The organism is Couchioplanes azureus (assembly GCF_014648355.1).
Classification (GTDB): domain Bacteria; phylum Actinomycetota; class Actinomycetes; order Mycobacteriales; family Micromonosporaceae; genus Actinoplanes; species Actinoplanes azureus.
The window spans coordinates 310,999-331,698 of sequence record NZ_BMQY01000001.1 but is presented as its reverse complement, the minus strand read 5'-3'; the positions used below and the strand labels follow the sequence as shown (position 1 = coordinate 331,698).

Genomic DNA, 20,700 nt, shown 5'->3' with positions numbered 1-20,700 from the left:
CAGCGACGCCCGCGCCCGGAGGACGAACGGTCCGTCACGCCCGGCCGCGGGCCAGCCGCTCGAGGATCTCTTCGTGCAGGTGGCCGTTGGAGGCGATGGAGCTGCCGTCGCCGGGCGCGCGGTGCCCGGCCAGGTCGGTGAAGCGGCCCCCGGCCTCGGTGACGATGGGGATCAGCGCGGCCACGTCCCACAGCGAGAGCTCCGGTTCGACCATGACGTCGAGGGCTCCCTCGGCCAGCAGCATGTAGCCGTAGAAGTCCCCGTACGCGCGGCTCCGCCAGCTGTCGCGCATCAGGCCGAGCATCGGCTCCAGGTATCCGCCCTCCTCCCAGCTGGGCAGGCTGGAGTAGCAGAAGCTGGCGTCGCCGAGCTTGCGGACGGCGGAGACGGACAGCCGGGTGGCGGCGCGCTGGTGCTTGCCCGCATACGCGCCGTGGCCCAGCGCACCCCACCAGCGGCGGCCCAGCGCCGGCGCCGAGACGAGCCCGGCGACCGGCCGCTCACCCTCCATGAGCGCGATGAGGGTGCCCCAGATCGGCACGCCGCGGATGAAGTTCTTGGTGCCGTCGATCGGGTCGACGACCCAGTGCCGGTTGCCCGCGCCGGCGGGCGCCGTGGCGCTGCCGAACTCCTCGCCGATCACCCCGTCGCGCGGCCGGGCCCGCGCCAGCGTCGACCGGATCGCCTGCTCGACGGCGGTGTCGGCGTCCGAGACCGGGGTGAGGTCCGGCTTGGACTCGACATGCAGGTCGAGGGCGCGGAACCGGGCCATCGAGATGGAGTCGGCGGTGTCGGCCAGCAGGTGGGCCAGGGCGAGGTCGTCGGCGTACGAAGCCATGCCGGCACGCTAGCCGATCACCCGGCGCCCGGCGCGGCGTCACCCGGCTGGTCGCGCACGTCCAGCTCGCCGGCGCGGCTGCTCAGGAGCCGGCGGTACGACGTGAGCCGGCGCGCGTCCGCCTTGCCGGCCGCCACCCAGGCGTCCAGCGTGCAGTCGACGTCCGCGGCGGTGTGCCCGCAGTTGGGCGGGCAGTCGACCGTCCCCTCGACGAGGTCGGGAAAGCCGTGCAGCAGGCTCTCCGCGCTCACGTGCGCCAGTCCGAAGCTGCGGATCCCGGGCGTGTCGATGATCCAGCCGGGATCGCCCTTCCTGCGGACCCGGGGCAGGCGCAGCGCGACGGCGCTGGTCGAGGTGTGCCGCCCCTTGCCCACCGCGCTGACCACGCCGACCGCCCGCAGGGCATCCGGCACCAGGCGGTTCACCAGCGTCGACTTGCCGACGCCGGAGTGGCCGACCAGCACCGAGATGCGGTCGGCGAGGTGCTCGCGCAGCTCGCTCAGGTCGCTGTCCGGCTCGACCAGCACGTACGGCAGATCGAGCTCGGCGTAGTAGTCCAGCACCGGCGCGGGCCCGGCGAGATCCGCCTTGGTCAGGCACAGCAGCGGCTCGACGTCGGCGTCGTACGCGGCCACCAGGCACCGGTCGACGAAGCCCGTGCGCGGCGGCGGATCGGCGAGCGCGCTGACGATCACGAGCTGGTCGGCGTTGGCCACGACGACCCGCTCGAGCCGGCCCTCGGGCGTGGTGTCGTCGTCGTCGGCCGTGCGGCGCAGCACCGAGGTGCGCTCGGCGATGCGCACGATGCGGGCCAGCGCCCCCGGCGCGCCCGAGACGTCGCCGACCAGCGCCACCCGGTCGCCCACCACGACGGACTTGCGGCCCAGCTCGCGGGCGCGCATCGCGGTGACGATCTCGTCCTCGCCGTCGGAGTCCTCGCGGACACAGCCGTAGCGGCCGCGGTCGACGGTGATCACCAGCGCGGCGACGGCGTCCTCGTGCTTGGGCCGGGTCCGGGTGCGCGGGCGCGACGACCGGCCCGGGCGGACCCGGACGTCGTCCTCGTCGTACTCCCGCTTGCGCGCCGGCAGCTTCAGCTCCCTGTCACCAGGCCGGCCCAGAGCTCGGGGAACTCGGGCAGCGTCTTCGACGTACACGCTACGTCGGTGAGGTCGATCCCCTCGACAACGAGCCCGATCACGGCCGCGGCGTGGGCCATCCGGTGGTCGGCGTAGGTCTCGAAGGTGGCCGCCCGCAACGGCCGGGGGGTGATCTCCAGCCCGTCGGGATGCTCCACCACCGCGGCGCCGGCCTTGGTGAGCTCCCGGGCCAGCGCGGCGATGCGGTCGGTCTCGTGGCCCCGGATGTGTGCCACCCCGCGCAGCGAGGACGGCGAGGAGGCGAGCGCGGCCAGGGCGGCGACGACCGGGGTCAGCTCGCTGACCTCCGACAGGTCGGCGTCGATGCCGCGCAGCGTGCCCGTGCCCCGCACGGTGAGCCCGTCGTCGCCCTGGCTCACCTCGGCTCCGAGCCCGGTGAGCAGCTCGGCGAGGGCGCCGACCGGCTGCCAGCTGTCCCGGGGCCAGCCGGCCAGCGTCACCGACCCGCCGGTGACCATGGCGGCGGCGAAGAACGGCGCGGCGCCGGACAGGTCCGGCTCGATCCGCCAGGACCGCCCGCTCAGGGCACCCGGCTCGACGGCCCAGACGTCCGGCTCGCTCTCGTCGACGACCGCCCCGGCCGCCCGCAGCATGTGGGTGGTCATCCGCAGATGCGGCGCGGACGGCACCGGCGGCCCCTCGTGCCGCAGCACCAGGCCCTTGGCGAAACGCGGCGCCGACAGCAGCAGGCCGGACACGAACTGGCTGGAGGCGGAGGCGTCGATGACGGCCGAGCCGCCCTCGACCACGCCGGTGCCGCGCACGACGAGCGGCAGGCCGCCCGCGGGCGACGAGTCGATGTCGACGCCGAGGGACCGCAACGCCTCCACGATCGGCCGCAGCGGGCGGTTACGGGCGTGCGGGTCGCCGTCGAACGTGACCGTGCCCTCGGCCAGTGCGGCCACCGGCGGGGCGAACCGCATCACGGTGCCGGCCAGGCCGACGTCGATGGTGGCGGGGCCGCGCAGCGGTCCGGGCTGGACCGTCCAGACCTCCGCGCCGGATTCGTCGATCCCGGCGCCCAGCGCCCGCAGGCCGGCGGCCATCAGGGTGGTGTCCCGGGCCCGCAGCGGGCGATGGACCTCGCCGGGGCCGTCCGCGAGGGCGCTGAGCACGAGGGCCCGCGCGGTCATCGACTTGGAGCCGGGCAGCCGCACGGTCGCGGCGACGGGCCCCGTGGCGACGGGCGCGGTCCAGGGTCGGGCTTCTGCGGTCACGGCACCCATTCTGCCGGTCGGGTGTGACAGCCGCCGCGCCCGGCCCGCTTCCCGTGCCCCACCGCGCTTTCGGGGGCCTGGCCGTCTTTCACTTTTCCGTGCCTCGCCCGCGTCAGTGCCCCGCCCGCTTCCCGGCTTTTCCGTGCCTCGCCTGCTTCCCCGCTTTTACCTGGCCCCGCCCGCTTCCCGGCTTTTCCGTGTCCCGCCCGCTTCGCGCTTTTGCGTGCCTGGCCCGCTTTCCGGGCGTGGCCCGCGTTCGTGGCCCGCTCGCCCGGGGTCGCACGCGGCGGGTCAGCGGGCGTGCCGGCATCGGGCGTAGGGTCTGGCGCATGTGCGGGCGCTATGCGACCACGAAGAGCGAGGCCGACCTCGGCCGGCTCTTCGACGCCGTCGCCGTGGCCGAGGCGCCGCCGGCGAGCTGGAACGTCGCACCGACCGATCCGGTGCCGGTGATCCGCATGTCGCAGCGCCACGACGGCCGGGTGGTCGACAACGCCCGCTGGGGCCTGCTGCCGCCCTGGGCCACCGATCCGCGTGCCGGAGCCCGGATGATCAACGCCCGGTCCGAGACGGTGGCCACCTCCCCGGCGTTCGCCGCCTCCTTCCAGCGCCGCCGCTGCCTGGTGCCGGCCGACGGCTGGTACGAGTGGGTACGCACCGGCAAGCAACGCCAGGCCTACTACATGACCCCGCGCGACTCCTCGGTGCTGGCCTTCGCGGGCATCTGGACGATGTGGCGCGCCGAGGCGCTGACCTGCAGCGTGCTCACCACGGCGGCGCTCGGCGAGCTGGCGGCGGTGCACGACCGCATGCCGCTGATCCTGCCGCCCGAGCGCTGGGCGGCGTGGCTGACCGGCGCCGGGGATCCCGGCGAGCTGTTGCGGCCGCCGTCCGAGGCGGCCCTGGAGGCGATCGAGGTGCGGGCGGTCCGCCCGGACGTCGGCAACGTCCGCAACAACGGCCCGGCGTTGACGACACCGCTGCCGGCTCCGGCTGCGGAAGCGACGCTCTTCTGAGGTCGACCGGGCCGGGCGGCACGGCGGGGTCGGCGCGGACATGATCGGCCAGGCGTGGGCAAATCGTGACCGCCTATTTGCCCGGTAATAGGCGCATATCAAAATGAAAGTTTTGTTCAGAGATCGATAGGACCCTTGTTCTGATCTTCCACTGTGCGATAGAAACCAGCGCCGGTGTGGCGACGGTGCGTACGGTGCGGGCCGCCTCGCCACGACTCTGCCGGTACCCACGGGGGAGGTGGGCTGATGACACGCGCTCGAATGCCGCGTCCACACGAAGTCGCCATCGCACGGCGCGACCCGAGGCTTCTCGGTGCCATCCGGGGACGCCGGTCCGACCAGGCCTGGCGGACCAGGGGCGCCTGCCGGACGGTCGATCCGGAAACCTTTTTCCCGGCTCCGAACGAACCCACGGAGAGCGCGGTGGCGCTCTGCGGCACCTGCGACGTCCAGGGGCCCTGCCTGGCCTGGGCGCTGCAGGTGGGCGACTGTCACGGGGTCTGGGGCGGCACGACGGCCCGCGAACGCCGCGCGATGCTCATCGCCTGGCGGGAACGGGTGCAGCCGAACGGTGACCCGGTCGACGACGGCCAGGACGAGCAGGATCGCCGCCTGCTCACCCTGGAACCGGTCAGCCGGTAGCCGGTCGAGGACCGACCAGGCCTGGCAACATCGGTGCCCGGTGCCCGGTGCCCGGTGCCCGGTGCCCGGTGCCCGGTGCCCGGCGGCTGGTGGCTGGTGGCTGGTGGCTGACGGCCGGTGGCCAGCGGCCAGCGGCTGACGGCTGGTGGCCGGTGCCCGGTGGCCAGCGGCTGGTGGCCTGCGGCTGACGGCTGGTGGCCGGGCGGCGGCAGGTGGCCTGGCGGCGGTCGCCCGGAAGAGCAAGATCGGCGCCTGCCGACGCGGGAGCCGGCCGGCCGGTGACCATAGGAGCTGTGCGCAGCTTCGAGATCGACACCCCGCGCGGACCGGCGCGGGTCCGGGTCACGGACCCCGCCGGCCCGCCCCTCAGCATGCTCGTCCTCGGTCACGGCGCCGGCGGGGACGTCGACGCGCCCGACCTGACGGCGGTGCACGACGCGGCGGTCGCCGGTGCCGTCCGGGTCGCCCTGGTCACCCAGCCCTACCGGGTGGCGGGGCGCCGCGCGCCGGCGCCCGCCGGTCACCTGGACGAGGCGTGGAGCGCCGTCCTGGCCGAGATCGCCGATCCGGCTCTGCCGCTCGTCACCGGCGGCCGGTCCAGCGGGGCGCGGGTCGCCTGCCGTACGGCACGGGCACTCGGTGCCGCCGGCGTGCTGGCGCTGGCCTTCCCGCTGCACCCGCCCGGCAAGCCGGAACGCAGCCGGGCCGGCGAACTTCCCGCCGGGCTGCCGACGCTGGTCGTCAACGGCGACCGCGACCCCTTCGGCGTGCCCGAGCCGTCCGGCACCATCGAGGTCGAGGTACGTCCGGGAGCCGTCCACGACCTGCGCCGGGACCTGGGCGCCACGGCCGGCATCGTGGCCGGGTGGCTGCGCCGGCACGGCTGGGCCAGCTGACCGGCCGCCGCCGCGCACGGAGGCCAGCTGACCGGGCGGCGCCGCGCGTACGGAGGCCAGCTGACCGGGCGGCGCCGCGCGTACGGAGGCCAGCTGACCGGGCGGCGCCGCGCGCACGGAGGCCAGCTGACCGGGCGGCGCCGCGCGCACGGAGGCCAGCTGACCGGGCGGCGCCGCGCGTACGGAGGCCAGCTGACCGGGCGGCGCCGCGCGTACGGAGGCCAGCTGACCGGGCGCCGTCGCGCGCACGGAAGCCCCCTGACCGCGCCGCCGCACGGAGGCCGGCCCGGCCGGGCCAGGGGCGCGGGCAGGACCGGTCCGGTGTCCAGGCGTGCCGTTCGGGTGCGCCGATCCGGCTGGGTCAGGTGCTCGGGCGCGGAAGCCGGCAGGGCCGGGCCGGGCAAGTCGGAATGCGGACAGCCGCGGCGGGCGTTGCACACCCTGGGAAGGTCGTCCGTCGGAAGGGGTGTGCCACGTGCGAGGCGGAACCGAGTTCGCCGAGCGGGAAGGTCAGGGCTCCCGCCGGGTGCGTGACCTGCTGCGCTCGCCGGAATGGCCCGCGGTGTCGCCGCCGCCCGTTCCTCCATCGGTGAGCGTCAGCGCGCCGGCGGTTTTCGAATCCAAGGGCCGGGTGCTTCCCGTCCCTCCATCGGTGAGCGTCAGCACACCGGCGGTTTTCGAATCTACGGATCGGGCACTCCCCGTATCCTCGGCAGGGCGGTCGAGGGGAGAGATGCGGGTGACGCCTACAGAGCGGGTCGAACGGAGCGGACGCGGCGAGCGGACCGACGAGCGCCGCGCGCGCTTCGAGCGGGACGCGCTGCCGTTCGTCGACCAGTTGTACGCCGCGGGCCTGCGCATGACGCGCAATCCCGCCGACGCCGAGGATCTGGTGCAGGAGACGTTCCTCAAGGCGTTCTCCGCGTTCCACCAGTTCGAGGAGGGCACCAACCTCAAGGCCTGGTTGTACCGGATCCTGACGAACACGTACATCAACTCCTACCGGCGCAAGCAGCGGCAGCCCGTGCAGGCGCCGACCGAGGAGATCTCGGACTGGCAGCTCGCCTCCAGCGAGTCGCACACGTCCGCGGGTCTGCGCTCGGCCGAGACCGAGGCGCTGGACCGGCTGCCCGACAGCGACATCAAGGACGCGCTGCAGCAGCTGCCCGAGGAGTTCCGCCTGGCCGTCTACCTCGCCGATGTCGAGGGTTTCTCGTACAAGGAGATCGCCGACATCATGGGTACGCCGATCGGCACCGTCATGTCCCGCCTCCACCGCGGCCGGCGCAACCTGCGCAAGCTGCTCGAGCGGTACGCCGTGGATCGGGGGATCACCCGCAGCCCCAGCACGCCCGCCGCACAGGAGGCCTGAGCGACGTGAGCGACGAGGACCAGAAGACCGACTGCAGCGTCGTCATCAGCGAGGTCTACCTCTACCTCGACCTGGAGTGCAGCGACGAACGGCGGCGGCTCATCCAGAAGCACCTGGACGACTGCTCCGACTGCCTGCGCGAGTACGGCATCGAGCACGAGGTGAAGGCGCTGGTCGCCCGCTGCTGCGGCGACGAAACCGCGCCCCGCGAGCTGCGTGAGCGGCTCAAGAGCAAGCTCAGCGAGTACGTGGTCGAGGTCGAGAGCCACGAGTACCTGCCCTGAGCGCCCCTGACATGGGAAAGGGCCCGCAGCGCACGCTGCGGGCCCTTGGTGTCACTCCACGGCTCAGGAGTTGGGACGCTTGCCGTGGTTGGCGGAGCTCTTCTTCCGGGCCTTCTTCTTGCGAGCCTTCTTGGCCATGTCGTTCTCCTGTCGTCGTGCGGCTCCCGACGGCGAGGCGGCCGTGGGTACGTCCAACCCGCCGATCGTAGTCGTCCGCGCGACGCGGGACCGCGCGCCCCATATGTGCCCGGGAGCGAATCATGATTGGATACCGTTCGAGCGACAGCGCCGACGAGAGGACAGCACCATGGCCGACGAGATCCGTGCCGAGATGGTGGCCAATGTGTGGAAGGTCGTGGCCGCGGCCGGTGCCGAGGTCGAGGAGGGCGACACGCTGGTGATCCTCGAGTCCATGAAGATGGAGATCCCGGTGCTCGCCGAGTCCGACGGCGTGGTGGCTCAGCTCGCCGTCAACGAGGGCGACGTCGTCCAGGAGGGCGACCTGATCGCCGTCATCGAATAGCCCGCACCCGGAGCCGGGCGGCCGGTAGGCCGAGCGGCCGGCGTCCCGCGACCGAGCGCTTCCGCGCCCAGGGCGCGGCGGTTGAGTCGCCCAGCGCGCGGCGGTTGAGTCGCCCAGCGCGCGGCGGTTGAGTGGCCCGTGGCCCGGCTGGCGGTGGCCTGAACGGCCGTGGCCCGGCCGGCGGTGGCCTCAGCGGCCGTGGCCCGGCCGGCGGTGGCCTGAACGGCCGTGGCCCGGCCGGCGGTGGCCTCAGCGGCCGTGGCCCGGCCGGTCGCTCAGCGGCCGGTGAGCCAGCGCCGCAGGCGCCCCGCGCGCCGGTTCCGCTGCCGCGGGATCCTCGGGAGGACGGCGTGCTCCTCCGCCTTGATGATCGCCGCAGCCCGCTCCCGGACCTCCGGCGACACCTCCGGGGCCGCCAGTGCCAAATGGGCGATCGACCAGGCCAGGCTGGCCGACCCCGCCGCCTCGCCGAGGCGGCGGCCGACCAGGTTCGCCACGTCCGAGCGCGCGTCCGGGTCCACCCAGGCGTAGGTGATCAGGGCGAACAGCGCCGCCTCGGTGATCCCGTCGAGGCCGCCCTTGGCGAGCTCCACCAGCAGCCGGCGCCGGGTCGAGAACGGCCACCGTTCCTCCGTACGGTGGTGCAGCAGCCCGAGGCAGGCCCACACCCGGGCGCACCGGCGCCACAGGGCGGGGTCGTGGGCGGCGAGCGCCCGGCCCACCTCGTCGTCCGGGGCCGCCGGGGGATGCGCGATGAGCGCGAGCAGATCCTCGGGCTCGACCAGCACCAGGCCGAGGGCCGCGTCGTAGGCGGCCGGCGGGTGCGGCCACAGTGGGTGGGCCGCGCGGTGCAGGCGCTCCACGGCGGCGGGCGTCGGGGCGCCGGCCACGAAGGGCTCCCGCGCCGGGTCGGGCGCAGCCTCGGGCCCGGACGGGACCCGGCTCAGCCACGGCTGGTCCGCGCAGCACTCCGCGAGGTCGGTGTGCTCGTGCGTGTCGTCGAAGTGATCGCGCTGGAAGTCGGCGAGGCGGACCAGGTGGGCCAGGTCGCCGTCGGCCCGGTAGCGCAGGCGGTGCCCGGTGTGCACCGCGCAGTCGTCGTCGGGGTTCTTGGCCAGCGCGCGGTCGATCCACTCCAGCGCGTCGTCGATCCGGCCGTGGTCGGCGAGGGTGCCCGCGATGTCGGCGTAGACGGAGAGGTCGTCCGGGTCGTACATCACCGCGCGGCGCAGGGCCGCCAGGGACTCCGGGATGCGGCCCGCGCTGCGGTACGCGTACCCGAGCCAGATCTCCGCGAGTTTCGACGGCCGCAACCGGGCTCCCCGGGCGGCCCACCGGACCGCCAGCTCGGCCTCGCCGAGCCGGCGCGCGAGCGCCGAGCCGGCGCCGAGCAGCAGCGCGTGCTCGGGATGGGCCCGCACCGCGTGCCCGACCAGCGTCAGGTACGGCCGCAGCGCCGGCCGCCCTGCCTCGGGCGCCGGGTCGCCGATGGTCGTGCACAACTGCATGACGATCCGGGCCAGCAGGCCGGGATCCATCCGTTCGCCCAGGCCCGGGTCGCTGACCCAGGGCACGCCGGCCCAGTCGACGCCGGGTGTGTGCCCGCTGGCCGCCGCGAGCAGGGGCAGGCCGTCCTCGGGCCGGCCCGCCGCGGCGAGCAGGTGGGCGCGGGCGACGACCGTGCCCACGAAGGCGTGCTGTTCCAGCGGGAAGAGTTCCAGGCCGCCGTCCGCGCGGGCGGCGAGCCGGCCGAGCAGCTCGTGGATCTCCGGCAGGGTCGGCGCATGCGCGATCGCGCCGGCCAGGTGGTCGGCGGCGTGGTGCACCTCGCCGCGATCGAGCGCCGCGCGGGCCTGCGCGAGATCGCGGTCGGCGGAGCGCCGTGAGTCGTCCATGGCCACGCCTTCCCCCATGCGCGGGCGGTCCTGGCGGCACCGGCGGTGCCGGGCCTCGCGCGCGTCGGTGGCACGTGGTGTGCCACCGACGCGAAGCCTAGGCGACGGCGCTCAATATGTCAGTCCTGCACGCCTGCGCAGTAGTGCTCGTTACGTTGCGTTTGGCGCCTGAAACGTGCAAGACTGCGCACAGTACGAGCGACAGTGCGCATCCGCGGGAGGTCCAGTGACGCAGCGAGGCCAGGGGATGGCGGCCGACATCGGCGAGCAGCCCGCCGGGTACGCCCGGCTGCTCGACGGCCCACCGGCGGCCGCGATCGCGCAGGTCGCCGCGCGGATCGCCGAGCAGCGTCCCAAGCACGTCGTCTTCGTCGGGCGCGGCACGTCCGACCACGCCGCCCTCTACGGGGCCTACCTCACGGAGATCCGTCTCGGCATCCCGGTCGGGCTCGCCTCACCGAGCGCGATCACGCTCTACGGCGCCCGGCCCGATCTGGCCGGCGCGCTCGTGGTCGGCGTCAGCCAGAGCGGCGGCTCGCCGGATCTCACCGAGGTGCTGAAAGTCGCCCGGGAGAGTGGTGCCGTCACCCTTGCGGTGACGAACAACCCCGCCTCTCCGCTCGCCGGCACCGCCGAGCTCGCGATCGACATCGCCGCGGGGCACGAGCGCGCGGTCGCCGCGACCAAGACGTACACCGCCGAGCTGCTGGCGCTGCTGCTGCTGGTCGAGGGCGTCCGCAACGGCGACGGCAGCCCCGCCGCCGCCGAGCGTGCGGCGCTGGAGAAGCTGCCGCAGCTCGCCGAGGAGACGCTGGCCGAGCGGGGTTCCGAGGAGCTCGCCCAGCGCTACCGGTTCGCGTCGCGGATGGTCACCACCGGACGCGGGTACGCGTACCCGACGGCCCGCGAGACCGCCCTGAAGCTGATGGAGACCTCCTACCTGCCGGCCCTCGCCTTCTCCGGGGCCGACCTGCTGCACGGCCCGCTCGCGATGACCGACCCGGACGTCCCGGTGCTCGCGGTGGTCGGCGCCGGGCCCGGCGGCGCCTCGATGGCCGACGTGGTGAACCGGCTCGGCGAACGCCGCGCCGACGTGGTCACGGTCGGCGCGCGGGACATCGCGGGCGCGGCCGGCCGGCTGGCCGTGCCCGAGGTCGACGAGCGCTACGCCCCGCTGCTCGACATCCTGCCGCTGCAGAAGCTGGCCCTGGCCCTGGCGCTGGCGCGCGGGGAGGACCCGGACGCGCCGCGCGGCCTGAAGAAGGTCACCGCGACGCTCTGACGGGGCATGAAAGGCTGGGTTCGTGTCCACCCTGCGCGATCTCGCCGAAGAGCACACCGACCTCGGCCCGGCCGACATCGACCACCTCACCCGGCTCGCCGGCGACTGGCAGCTGCTGTCCGACCTCTCCTTCGCCGACCTGCTGCTCTGGGTGCCCGTCCGGCCCCGGGCCGCGGAGTCCCGGTCCTTCCTCTGCGTCGCCCAGGTGCGGCCGACGACCGCGCCGACGGCGTACCAGGACGACCAGGTCGGCAAGATCGTCGGCGGGCCCGAGGTCGCCCACCTGGACATCGCGTACGTGCAGGGCCGCATCTGGCGCGAGGGCGACCCGGTCTGGTACGGCGACACCCCGGCGCGCCACGAGGCCATCCCGGTGCGGCTGCGCGGCGAGGACGAGAACATCGAGGTCATCGCGGTCATCGGCCGCGACACCAACCTGTCCACCGCCCGGACGCCCAGCCAGCTCGAGCTGAACTACCTGACCACCGCCGACGACCTGGCCCAGATGGTGAACGACGGCACCTTCCCGCCGCCGCGGCACCAGGGCGAGACCACCTCGGCGCCCCGCGTCGGCGACGGCCTGATCCGCCTGGACGCCGGTGGCAAGGTCACCTACGCCAGCCCGAACGCGCAGTCCGCGTACCGCCGGCTCGGGTTCAGCGCCCACCTGGTCGGCGAGGAGCTGTCGGTGCTGTCGAAGCGGCTCGCCACCGACCCGCTGGAGGGTACGGACGCCGCCGAGCGCATCCTCACCTCGCTGCGCGGCGAGTCCCCGGCCCGCAAGGAGGTCGAGGCGCGCGGCGCCACCGTCCTGATGCGCGCCCTGCCGCTCATGCCGGCCGGCGTGCCGATCGGCGCGCTGGTGCTGGTCCGCGACGTCACCGAGGTCCGCCGCCGCGATCGTGCCTTGATGACCAAGGACGCGACGATCCGCGAGATCCACCACCGGGTCAAGAACAACCTGCAGACCGTGGCGGCGCTGCTGCGCCTGCAGGCCCGCCGGGTCGACCTCCCGGAGGCGCGGATGGCCCTGCAGGAATCCGTACGCCGGGTCGCGTCGATCGCCCTGGTGCACGAGACCCTCTCGATGTCCAGCGACGAGGCGGTCGAGTTCGACGGCATCGTCGACCGCGTCGCCACCGCCGCCACCGAGGTCGCGGCCACCGAGATCACCGTGAAGATGCGCCGCGAGGGCACGTTCGGCGTGCTGCCCGCGGAGATCGCCACGTCGCTGGTGATGGTCCTCAACGAGCTGCTCATCAACGCCGTGGAGCACGGCTTCCCGGCGCGCGGTGAGGAGTCCGACCCGTCGGCGCACCCGCGGGAGCCGGCGGCCGGGGAGCCCGGTCCGCTGGAATCCGCGCCGGAACCGTCTGCCGGGGAGGCGGATCCGCTGGGCACCCTGCGGGAGCCGTCGGCCGAGGTCGTCGTGTCCGCGCATCGCTTCCGTAAGCAGTTGCACGTCACCGTCGCCGACAACGGACAGGGGTTGCCGGAGGGCTTCCAGGCGGACGCGGGCGGGCGGCTCGGCCTGCAGATCGTGCGCGCGCTGGCGACGGGCGAACTGCGCGGCAGCATCGAGCTGCGCAACCGCGCCGGCGGTGGCACCGAGGCCGTGCTGGTGGTGCCCCTCGGCAAGCGATGAGCTGCCGGCGCTTCCCCGGCACACGTCCCGGCACCTGCACGGCCGCGGTGCAGCCGACCTCCGGCTCCAGGCCGGCGGTGCGGGTCCGGGTCACCGCGACGCCTCCCGGGCGCAGAATCGTGGCGGCGGACACACTCCCGGATTCTGGACCGCACTGGCCCAGAAGGGCGGGGCGTGAGAGGCTTGCCGACATGACCGCTGCAGTTGACCGCCGCTTCGTGGCCCGGCGCCACGTCGACTACGGCCGTGTCCGCAGCGCCATGTGTCCGGCTGTCTGACGCCGCCCGTTTGATTTCCGGGCGCGCGAGACGCGCCGGCTTCCTCCAGACACCGTTGTCGCGAGCCCTGCCGTCAGCGTCGGCGCGTGCCCACGATTACCCGGAGGGACGCCGCCATGGCGCTCAGCACACCCGCCGCCGCGCCCGCCGTCCGCCCACGCAAGCCGCGTGGCGAGGGCCAGTGGGCGGTCGGACACCGCGAGCCGCTGAACCCGAACGAGCGGATCAAGAAGGACGACAACCCGCTCAACGTCCGGGCCCGGATCGAGAACATCTACGCCCACACCGGCTTCGCCGGTATCGACCCACAGGATCTGCGGGGCCGCTTCCGCTGGTGGGGCCTCTACACCCAGCGCAAGGCGGGCATCGACGGCGGCCGCACCGCGGTGCTGGAGCCGCACGAGCTCGAGGACGAGTTCTTCATGCTCCGCGTGCGCATCGACGGCGGCGCGCTCAACCTGGCCCAGCTGCGCACCGTGGCGGAGATCTCCACCGAGTTCGGCCGCGACACCGCCGACATCACCGACCGGCAGAACATCCAGCTGCACTGGATCCGCGTCGAGGACATGCCGGAGATCTGGCGCCGGCTCGAGGCCGTCGGCCTGCAGACCACCGAGGCCTGCGGCGACTGCCCGCGCATCGTGCTCGGCAGCCCCGTCGCCGGCGTCTCGACCGAGGAGGTCCTCGACCCGACCCCGGCGATCGACACGATCGTCGAGCGCTACATCGGCGATCCGCGCTACTCGAACCTGCCCCGCAAGTTCAAGACCTCGATCTCCTGGCTGGCCGACACGCCGCACGAGGTGAACGACATCGCGCTGCTCGGCGTCGTGCACCCGCAGTACGGGCCGGGCTTCGACCTGTGGGTGGGCGGCGGCCTCTCCACCAACCCCCGGCTCGCCGAGCGGCTCGGGGTCTGGGTGCCGCTCGACGAGATCCCGGACGTCTGGGAGGGCGTGGTCGGGATCTTCCGCGACTACGGGTACCGGCGCCTGCGCAACCGGGCCCGGCTCAAGTTCCTCCTGGCCGACTGGGGAGTGGCCAAGTTCCGCGAGGTGCTCGAGAAGGAATACCTGGGCCGCGCCCTGGTGGACGGCCCGCCGCCGGTGCTGCCGGAGAAGCCGATCGACCACATCGGCGTGCACAAGCAGCGCGACGGCCGGAACTACGTGGGTGCGGCCCCGGTCGTCGGGCGCTCCTCCGGCACGCAGCTCAGCCGACTCGCCCACCTGGTGGCGAAGCACGGATCAGACCGGGTGCGCCTGACCCCGTACCAGAAGCTGTTGGTGTTGGACATCGCCGACGACCAGGTGGAACCGTTCGTCGAAGGCCTGCGCGGCATCGGGCTGGAGGCCCGTCCGTCGGCCTGGCGCCGCGGCACCATGGCCTGCACCGGCATCGAGTACTGCAAGCTCGCCATCGTCGAGACCAAGGCCCGCGGCGAGGAGCTGGTCGCCCGGCTGGAGGAGCGGCTCCGGGACTTCGATGTGGACATCTCCATCCACATCAACGGCTGCCCGAACGCCTGCGCCCGCACCCAGGTCGCCGACATCGGGCTCAAGGGCCAGCTCGTCATGAACGCGCGCGGCGAGCAGGTCGAGGGTTTCCAGATCCACCTCGGCGGCGGCCTGGGCATGGCGCAGGGCCAGACGGCCGGCTTCGGCCGCAAGCTGCGCGGCCTCAAGGCCACGGCCGAGGAGCTCCCCGAGTACGTCGAAAGGCTCGCCCGGCACTACCTGGCGGGGCGCGCCGAGGGGGAGAGCTTCGCCGACTGGGTCATCCGGGCCGACGAAAGTCTGCTCACATGAGCGACGCGAGGAGTACCCCGCTGTACTGCCCCTACTGCGGCGACGAGGACCTGTATCCGCACGAGGCCTCGCACGGGGCGTGGGAGTGCCACTCCTGCGCCCGGGTGTTCACGGTCAAGTTCCATGGGCTGCTTTCCAAGGGAGTGAACCGATGACGGTGCTGACCGCCGCCGGGCTCGGCCTGGTGAACCTGGACGGGCCGCAGGATCCGGCCCGACGCTCGCGCGCCACGCTGGAGGCGCTCGCCAAGGAGGGTGCCGCGCAGCTCGCGGACGCCCCCGCCGAGGAGATCGCCCGCTGGGCCGCGTCGACGTTCGGCGAGCGCTTCTGCGTGACGAGCTCGATGGCCGACGCCGTCGTCGCCCACCTCTTCTCCCGCGCGGCCCCCGGCGTCGACGTCGTCTTTCTCGACACCGGCCTGCACTTCCCCGAGACGCTGAAGGTCCGCGACACGGTCGCACGGACCATGCGAGTGAACGTCCGGTCGATCCGTCCGCGGATGACCGTCGGCCAGCAGGACGGCGAGCTCGGCCCCCGGCTCTTCGCCCGCAACCCCGACGAGTGCTGCTACCTGCGCAAGGTCGAGCCGCTGGAACGCGCCCTGGCCGACTACGACGCCTGGGCCACCGGCCTGCGCCGCGACGAGTCCCCGACCCGCGCGAACACCCCCGTCGTGGCGTTCGACGCGCGCAAGGGCAAGGTCAAGGTCAACCCCATCGCCGCGTGGACGCAGGCGGACGTGGACCGCTACATCGCGCGGTGGAACGTGCCGGTCAACGAGCTCTTCAAGAAGGGGTACGGATCGATCGGCTGCTGGCCGTGCACCCGGCGGACCAAGGCGGGCGAGGACCCGCGGGCCGGTCGCTGGGCGATGTTCGACAAGACCGAGTGCGGGCTGCACGTATGAGGCAGGCGGTCGTACTGGTCGCGCACGGCAGCCGGGATCCGCGGGCGGCGCGGGCGACCGAGGCGCTGGCGGTGGCGGTGCGGGCCCGGCACCCCGGTTGGGACGTGCGCGCCTCGTACCTGGACCACAGCGTGCCGCGCCCGCGGCAGGTGCTGGCGTCGTTCGCGGAGGCGGGTCACCGGCGGGCGATCATGGTGCCGCTGCTGCTGACCGCCGCCTATCACGGGCGCGTGGACGTGCCTGGGGAGATCACCGCTGCGCGGGCCGAGGGCGTACGGCTGGAGGTCGAGCTGACCCAGGTGCTGGGTCCGGCCGGGGGCCGGGTGCCGGAGCTGTTGCTCGACGGGCTGGCGGCGCGCCTGGGTGAGGTCTCCCCGGCCGCACCGGTGGACGGGGTGGTGCTCACCGCCGCCGGAACGCGGAGCGCCTCCGCGCGGGCGACGGTGGAGGAAGCCGCCGCGGCGCTCGGGGAACGGCTCGGGGTGCCGTGGCGGGCGGCCTATGCGTCGGCCGCGCCGCCGCTGTCCGGGGACGCGGTGCGCGCGCTGCAGGCGGAGGGCTGTCGCCGGGTCGGTCTGGTGTCGTACTTCCTGGCGCCCGGATTGTTGTGGGACTCGACGGTCGCCTCCGCGCGGGAGGCGGGCGTGGCGGTGGTCACCGAGCCGCTCACGGACACCCCGGCGCTGGCGGCCCTGGTGGCCTCCCGGGTGATCGACGCCGGCGGCCGGGCGGAGTTCGTGCCGGCGGCCTGATCCGCCCCGATTCCGGTCCTTGTTTTCGATGGGGTGAGCTGCGTTACGCCAGCGGTGATCACCCTCACTGAGAAGTCGCTGAGAGCCGCGGCCCCTCTACATCGGAGGGTGAGTAGGCGAAGGCCAATACTGTCAACGATTGCGATGATTTCGAGATCATTTCGCGAAGATCGGTGATCTGATTCATGTCGTGCGTCACCATTGCTCGGCGTAATCGACTCGAAACGGTGGATGACTCCGGACAGCACGACGCCCCGGCACCGTCATGGGCCCGGGGCGCTAATGCTGTGAGGGGATTGTTCAGGCGGTGGGAGCGCCGACCCGCAGGCCGCCGCGACGCTTGACGGCGCGCCGCTCGTCCTCGCTCATACCGCCCCATACGCCGGCGTCCTGACCGGATTCGAGCGCCCACTGCAGGCACGACTCGGTCACGGGGCACCGGCGGCACACGGCCTTGGCCTGCTCGACCTGCAGGAGCGCGGGGCCGGACGTCCCGATCGGGAAGAACAGCTCCGGGTCCTCGTCGCGGCAGATCGCATCGTGGCGCCAGTCCATGGCGGCAACACTCCTTGTTTCGGCTGGGGTAATGAATTGGTGCGGGTTACTACTTACTTTTATCTGCATACGCCGTGACGACCGACGGACAGCGTTCGTCCGATCACCAGTGCGTGAGCAAGCTTTGTTCAGGAGGCCGTTCTGCACCTTCTGGATTAGGAACGCGGGCGAGCGGCATCCGGTTACTTCTTATCGCTTGTGAATGCTTTCACGAACTCCCGCGATGTCAAGGGTAGCGCTCGGAAAATCTCCGGGCGGGTGAGCTAGCTCACGACCCTTTTGTCCGCTTCCGGGGGTTGGCCCCGGGACCGGCGCATGAACGCTCCCATCAATGTAGTACGGTAGCCGCCGCCCCGCAGACCTTTCGCCCGTGTTTCTGTAACGGATCGTGAGGACCTTCGGTTTCGGCCTACCCGCTCCTCAGCAGATCACACGCAGCGCGTCGGGGACGGACAGGAAGTGCACCTTCTGCCGCTCACCCAGGTAGTCGCCGTCGACCTGGAACGACTGGGGCCGGCTGGCGACGATGGTGAACTCGGCCTGATCGTGCATGCGCAGGACGTTGCGACCCCGAGGATCGGCCCGCCGGGACGCCATCTGAGTAACTGTCCGTGTTGTGCTCGCCACTCCTAGGCTACGAAGGGCCAGCACGTCAAGTCCGCGGTCGAACGACGCCTGGGGATTGGGGTTGATCGGGCGGTCGCCGACATAGGTCCACGGGGCCGTGTTCTGAATGATGACGGTTCCCAGACCGGTTTCCGGTTCCTCCCCGGGACGCTCGATGGAGAGCGGCGGCGTCTTGCGATCTTCACCCGAGAGGACCTCCCCGATCAGAGACCTCAGATAAAGGGCGGGAGTGGACGTACGCCCGCGCAACCGCGCCTGTTCCACCCGGCGCGTGACCGCGGCATCCAGCCCCAGTCCGGCCGTGAAGGTGAAATAGCGGTCGTCGGCGCGACCCAGCCCGATCACGCGGTGCCGTCCCGAGCGCAGGCCGTCGAGGATCACACCGGTGCCCTCGACCCAGTCCCGCGGCATCCCCAGCGCCCGGGCGAAGACATTGGTGGAGCCACCGGGCACGACCGCGAGCGCGGGCAGCCGGAGCGCGGGCGACGTCCGCTGCGACGCGAGCCCCGGATCGGCGGTCATCATCCCGTTGACGGCCTCGTTGATCGTGCCGTCCCCGCCCAGGGTGACGATGAGGTCCACCCCGCTCTCCACCGCCTTGCGGGCGATCGTCGTGGCGTGCCCGCGCTCCAGGGTGTACTCCACCGTCAGCTCGACCTGGCTGCGCAGGGCCCGGACCAGTACGTCACGACTGCGTTCACTGGTGGTCGTGGCCTTGGGGTTAACCACGAGTAACGCTCGCATGGGCGGCACTGTACCTCCCGGAGCCGCCCTGAGCTGGCCGGTATCGTACAGCGGTGACCCCTGCGGAAGTGGAGAATCCCGCGACTCTGGTCTGGGCGGTGCGCCTGCTCGCCGCCGAGGCCGTGGCGCTCGCGGTGCTGGCGGCGTACCTGGTGGTGCTGGTCGTGACGGCGGATCCCGGCAGCCTTGCGGTGGCGATCTCGCTCGCCGCGATGACCGCGCTCGGCGCGGCCGCCGTCTTCCTGGTGGCCCGGGCTCTGGCGGGCCGCTCGGCGCGGGCCCGCGGGCCCGCGATCGTCGTCCAGCTCTTCCTCATCGCCTCGGGCGGATTCCTGCTGCAGACGGGGCCGGCCTGGGCGGGGGCGCTGACGATGCTGCTGGGCATCGGTGTCGCACTGCTCTGCCTGATGCCGCCCACGACGCGGGCGCTCGGTCTCGACTGATCTCGCTGCCGGCTCGGTCTCCGTGCGGGGCCTGCCGTTCCTGCGGGGCGTGCTGTTCGCGCCGGGCTTGCCGTTCGTGCCGGGCTTGCCGTTCGTGCCGGGCCTGCCGTTCGTGCCGGGCCTGCCGTTCGTGCCGGGCCTGCCGTTCGTGCCGGGCCTGCCGTTCGTGCCGGGCCTGCCGTTCGCGCCGGGCCCTGGCTATCGGGTGCTGGCCTCCGCGGCGCGTCCGGGTGGCGCGACACGCCGGTGTGACCTCGGCCGACATGGTTGTCGGGTGGGCTGATCAGCACTTCCGTCGCGCGCGGAAAGGCCTACCCTGAGTGTGGCGGATCACAAGGGGGTGAGCGAGTGACCGGATCGACGGTACGCCCGCCGGCATATCAGCTTCTGGCGGACGAACTGCGCGAGGAGATCACATCGGGTCGCTTGCAGCCCGGCGAGCGTCTGCCACCCGAGCCGGAGCTGTGCGTACGGTCGGGCGTCAGCCGCAGCACCGTACGCGAGGCGCTGCGCCTGCTCGCCAGCCAGCACCTGATCGTCACCACCCGGGGCGTGACCGGCGGCAGCTTCGTCGCCCACCCCGACGCCCTGCAGCTCTCCGAGGCGCTCTCCACCGGCCTGACCCTGCTCGCCAACTCGGCCGAGGTGGGCCTCGCCGACCTGCTCGAACTGCGGCGCGCGGTGGAGATCCCGGCGGCCGGGCTGGCCGCGGAACGCCGCTCCGACGCCCACCTCGTGGAGCTGCGCGGCGCGATGTTCGACCCCGACCTCGACGAGCTCGACACGATGATGGCCGCGCACACCGCCTTCCACTCGGCGATCGCCTCGGCGACGTGCAATCCGCTCTTCGAGCTGATCACCCGGCCGCTCTACAACATCGGGATCGGCGGGGAAGTGGTCGAGGCGCTGCCGGACGACTACTGGGAGCGGATCGACGCGGACCACCGGGACCTGCTGACGTCGGTGCGCAACCGGGATGCGGCGGCTGCGATGGAAGCGGGACGCCGCCACCTGGACTACATCGCCGCGGTGGCCGCCCGCTGAGGCGGAGTCGCCGGCTCCCGCCGCCGATCCGTCGGCCCGGTCTCGTGCCGGCCGATCCGTCGGCCCGGTTTTGTGCCCCGATTCGTCGACCCGGTCTCGCGTTGGCCGCGTCGGGCCGGTCTCGCGTTGGCTGCGTCGGGCCGGTCTCGCGTTGGCTGCGTCGGGCCGGTCTCGCGTTGGCTGCGTCGGGCCGGTCTCGCGTTGGCCGCGTCGGGCCGGTCTCGCGTTGGCTGCGTCGGGCCGGTCTCACGCCGGCCGCGTCGGCCCGGTCCCGCGCCGGCCCGGTCTCGTGCCGCCTGAGCGGCCGTCGCCCTCGCAAGGGCCGGGCCGGCCGGTCGCGTCGGCTCAGCTTTCGGTGCGGCGGGTGAGCAGTCTGATCGTGGCGTGCCGGCCGTTCGCCTCGGCGGCGGCGGACGTCGTCAGGGCGGTCAGCACCTTCCAGGCGAACGAGGACTCGGACGGCAGCCGGGCCCCGCGGACCGTGGCGACCGTCACCTCCACCGTGAGCGCGTCGTCGGTGACCGCGAAGCGGCACTCGAGGTCGGCCCCGCGGGTGGCGATCGCCAGCAACATCGCGCAGGCCTCGTCGACCGCGATGCGCAGATCCTCGATCTCGTCGAGCGCGAAGTGCAGGCGGGCCGCGAGACCCGCCGTCGCCGTTCGCAGGACGCCCAGGTAGCCCCCGTCGGCGGGCACGGTGAGCAGCACGACGTCGTCACCGAACGCCGGCTCCGGATGCGTTGTCTGAAGCTGAGTCACCGACCCCATCCTC

23 protein-coding genes are annotated in these 20,700 nt (G+C 73.2%); 15 read left to right on the top strand and 8 right to left on the bottom strand.

Features of this window, described 5'->3' with window-relative positions; all coding sequences use genetic code 11:
• Window positions 1–34: 34 nt before the first annotated feature.
• The 3 genes from hisN to aroA are packed head-to-tail and all read right to left on the bottom strand — an operon-like array spanning window position 35 to window position 3,224.
• Complete coding sequence (gene hisN / locus IEY99_RS01580) at window positions 35–838, bottom strand: histidinol-phosphatase (RefSeq protein ID WP_189198855.1); 804 nt, start codon at window positions 836–838, stop codon at window positions 35–37.
• Window positions 839–855: 17 nt separating this feature from the next.
• On the bottom strand, window positions 856–1,959 hold the full coding sequence (gene rsgA / locus IEY99_RS01575; RefSeq protein WP_189200509.1) for a ribosome small subunit-dependent GTPase A: 1,104 nt from the start codon (window positions 1,957–1,959) through the stop codon (window positions 856–858).
• Window positions 1,932–3,224, bottom strand: a complete 1,293-nt coding sequence (gene aroA, locus IEY99_RS01570; protein ID WP_189198854.1) for a 3-phosphoshikimate 1-carboxyvinyltransferase — start codon at window positions 3,222–3,224, stop codon at window positions 1,932–1,934. Before aroA ends, rsgA begins: the two co-directional genes overlap by 28 nt.
• Before the next feature lie 320 nt (window positions 3,225–3,544).
• Between aroA and IEY99_RS01565 the strand changes: the two genes are divergently transcribed.
• The 5 genes from IEY99_RS01565 (at window position 3,545) to rsrA (ending at window position 7,425) form a co-directional block, all read left to right on the top strand.
• Entirely contained in the window at window positions 3,545–4,231 is a 687-nt protein-coding gene (locus IEY99_RS01565; protein ID WP_189198853.1) for an SOS response-associated peptidase, read from the top strand.
• Between the two features lie 246 nt (window positions 4,232–4,477).
• Window positions 4,478–4,873 (top strand): WhiB family transcriptional regulator, encoded by a 396-nt coding sequence (locus IEY99_RS01560; protein ID WP_189198852.1) that lies wholly within the window; start codon window positions 4,478–4,480, stop codon window positions 4,871–4,873.
• 293 nt (window positions 4,874–5,166) lie between these two features.
• The gene (locus IEY99_RS01555; RefSeq protein ID WP_229798000.1) at window positions 5,167–5,769 is read left to right on the top strand and encodes an alpha/beta hydrolase family protein; all 603 of its coding nucleotides are present in this window, start codon (window positions 5,167–5,169) and stop codon (window positions 5,767–5,769) included.
• A 475-nt stretch (window positions 5,770–6,244) separates the two neighbouring features.
• The gene (locus IEY99_RS01550) at window positions 6,245–7,141 is read left to right on the top strand and encodes a sigma-70 family RNA polymerase sigma factor (RefSeq protein ID WP_308427005.1); all 897 of its coding nucleotides are present in this window, start codon (window positions 6,245–6,247) and stop codon (window positions 7,139–7,141) included.
• 5 nt (window positions 7,142–7,146) lie between these two features.
• Window positions 7,147–7,425, top strand: a complete 279-nt coding sequence (gene rsrA, locus IEY99_RS01545) for a mycothiol system anti-sigma-R factor (protein ID WP_071808701.1) — start codon at window positions 7,147–7,149, stop codon at window positions 7,423–7,425.
• A gap of 63 nt (window positions 7,426–7,488) precedes the next feature.
• Here the strand turns inward: rsrA and IEY99_RS35175 are convergent, their stop codons facing one another.
• Window positions 7,489–7,563: a 50S ribosomal protein bL37 gene (locus IEY99_RS35175; RefSeq protein ID WP_369752275.1), complete on the bottom strand. Its 75-nt coding sequence runs from the start codon at window positions 7,561–7,563 to the stop codon at window positions 7,489–7,491.
• 169 nt (window positions 7,564–7,732) lie between these two features.
• Here IEY99_RS35175 and IEY99_RS01540 point away from each other — a divergent pair, with 169 nt between their 5' ends.
• A complete protein-coding gene (locus IEY99_RS01540) occupies window positions 7,733–7,948 on the top strand; it encodes a biotin/lipoyl-binding carrier protein (protein ID WP_071808679.1) in 216 nt (71 codons plus the stop codon).
• A gap of 275 nt (window positions 7,949–8,223) precedes the next feature.
• On the opposite strand, the gene IEY99_RS01535 is transcribed toward IEY99_RS01540, so the two are convergent.
• On the bottom strand, window positions 8,224–9,849 hold the full coding sequence (locus IEY99_RS01535) for a tetratricopeptide repeat protein (RefSeq protein ID WP_444542440.1): 1,626 nt from the start codon (window positions 9,847–9,849) through the stop codon (window positions 8,224–8,226).
• Between the two features lie 241 nt (window positions 9,850–10,090).
• On the opposite strand from IEY99_RS01535, the gene IEY99_RS01530 reads away from it, so the two are divergent.
• From IEY99_RS01530 to IEY99_RS01505, 6 genes are all read left to right on the top strand, one after another.
• Window positions 10,091–11,125: an SIS domain-containing protein gene (locus IEY99_RS01530; protein WP_189200505.1), complete on the top strand. Its 1,035-nt coding sequence runs from the start codon at window positions 10,091–10,093 to the stop codon at window positions 11,123–11,125.
• Between the two features lie 22 nt (window positions 11,126–11,147).
• Entirely contained in the window at window positions 11,148–12,770 is a 1,623-nt protein-coding gene (locus IEY99_RS01525) for a PAS domain-containing sensor histidine kinase (protein WP_189198849.1), read from the top strand.
• 394 nt (window positions 12,771–13,164) lie between these two features.
• A complete protein-coding gene (locus IEY99_RS01520; RefSeq protein ID WP_189200503.1) occupies window positions 13,165–14,856 on the top strand; it encodes a nitrite/sulfite reductase in 1,692 nt (563 codons plus the stop codon).
• The gene (locus IEY99_RS01515; RefSeq protein ID WP_123678510.1) at window positions 14,853–15,011 is read left to right on the top strand and encodes an IS1 family transposase; all 159 of its coding nucleotides are present in this window, start codon (window positions 14,853–14,855) and stop codon (window positions 15,009–15,011) included. Before IEY99_RS01520 ends, IEY99_RS01515 begins: the two co-directional genes overlap by 4 nt.
• Entirely contained in the window at window positions 15,008–15,763 is a 756-nt protein-coding gene (locus tag IEY99_RS01510; protein WP_189198848.1) for a phosphoadenylyl-sulfate reductase, read from the top strand. The genes IEY99_RS01515 and IEY99_RS01510 overlap by 4 nt, the downstream gene beginning before the upstream one ends.
• Window positions 15,745–16,515 (top strand): sirohydrochlorin chelatase, encoded by a 771-nt coding sequence (locus tag IEY99_RS01505; protein WP_373293268.1) that lies wholly within the window; start codon window positions 15,745–15,747, stop codon window positions 16,513–16,515. Before IEY99_RS01510 ends, IEY99_RS01505 begins: the two co-directional genes overlap by 19 nt.
• Before the next feature lie 300 nt (window positions 16,516–16,815).
• Here the strand turns inward: IEY99_RS01505 and IEY99_RS01500 are convergent, their stop codons facing one another.
• Window positions 16,816–17,070, bottom strand: coding sequence for a WhiB family transcriptional regulator (locus IEY99_RS01500; protein ID WP_043524653.1), 255 nt, complete (start codon window positions 17,068–17,070; stop codon window positions 16,816–16,818).
• Between the two features lie 420 nt (window positions 17,071–17,490).
• Complete coding sequence (locus IEY99_RS01495) at window positions 17,491–18,441, bottom strand: diacylglycerol/lipid kinase family protein (RefSeq protein WP_189198846.1); 951 nt, start codon at window positions 18,439–18,441, stop codon at window positions 17,491–17,493.
• A 53-nt stretch (window positions 18,442–18,494) separates the two neighbouring features.
• Here IEY99_RS01495 and IEY99_RS01490 point away from each other — a divergent pair, with 53 nt between their 5' ends.
• The 3 genes from IEY99_RS01490 to IEY99_RS01480 all read left to right on the top strand — a co-directional run bounded on the left by IEY99_RS01490 (window position 18,495) and on the right by IEY99_RS01480 (window position 19,928).
• Complete coding sequence (locus IEY99_RS01490) at window positions 18,495–18,884, top strand: hypothetical protein (protein WP_229797998.1); 390 nt, start codon at window positions 18,495–18,497, stop codon at window positions 18,882–18,884.
• 49 nt (window positions 18,885–18,933) lie between these two features.
• Window positions 18,934–19,167: a hypothetical protein gene (locus tag IEY99_RS33900; protein WP_229797996.1), complete on the top strand. Its 234-nt coding sequence runs from the start codon at window positions 18,934–18,936 to the stop codon at window positions 19,165–19,167.
• Between the two features lie 65 nt (window positions 19,168–19,232).
• A complete protein-coding gene (locus IEY99_RS01480) occupies window positions 19,233–19,928 on the top strand; it encodes a FadR/GntR family transcriptional regulator (RefSeq protein ID WP_189198845.1) in 696 nt (231 codons plus the stop codon).
• Between the two features lie 345 nt (window positions 19,929–20,273).
• Here IEY99_RS01480 and IEY99_RS01475 read toward each other — a convergent pair whose 3' ends face one another.
• Window positions 20,274–20,687 carry an ATP-binding protein gene (locus IEY99_RS01475; RefSeq protein WP_229797994.1) on the bottom strand — a complete coding sequence of 138 codons (414 nt, stop codon included), beginning with the start codon at window positions 20,685–20,687 and terminating at the stop codon, window positions 20,274–20,276.
• Window positions 20,688–20,700: the final 13 nt, after the last annotated feature.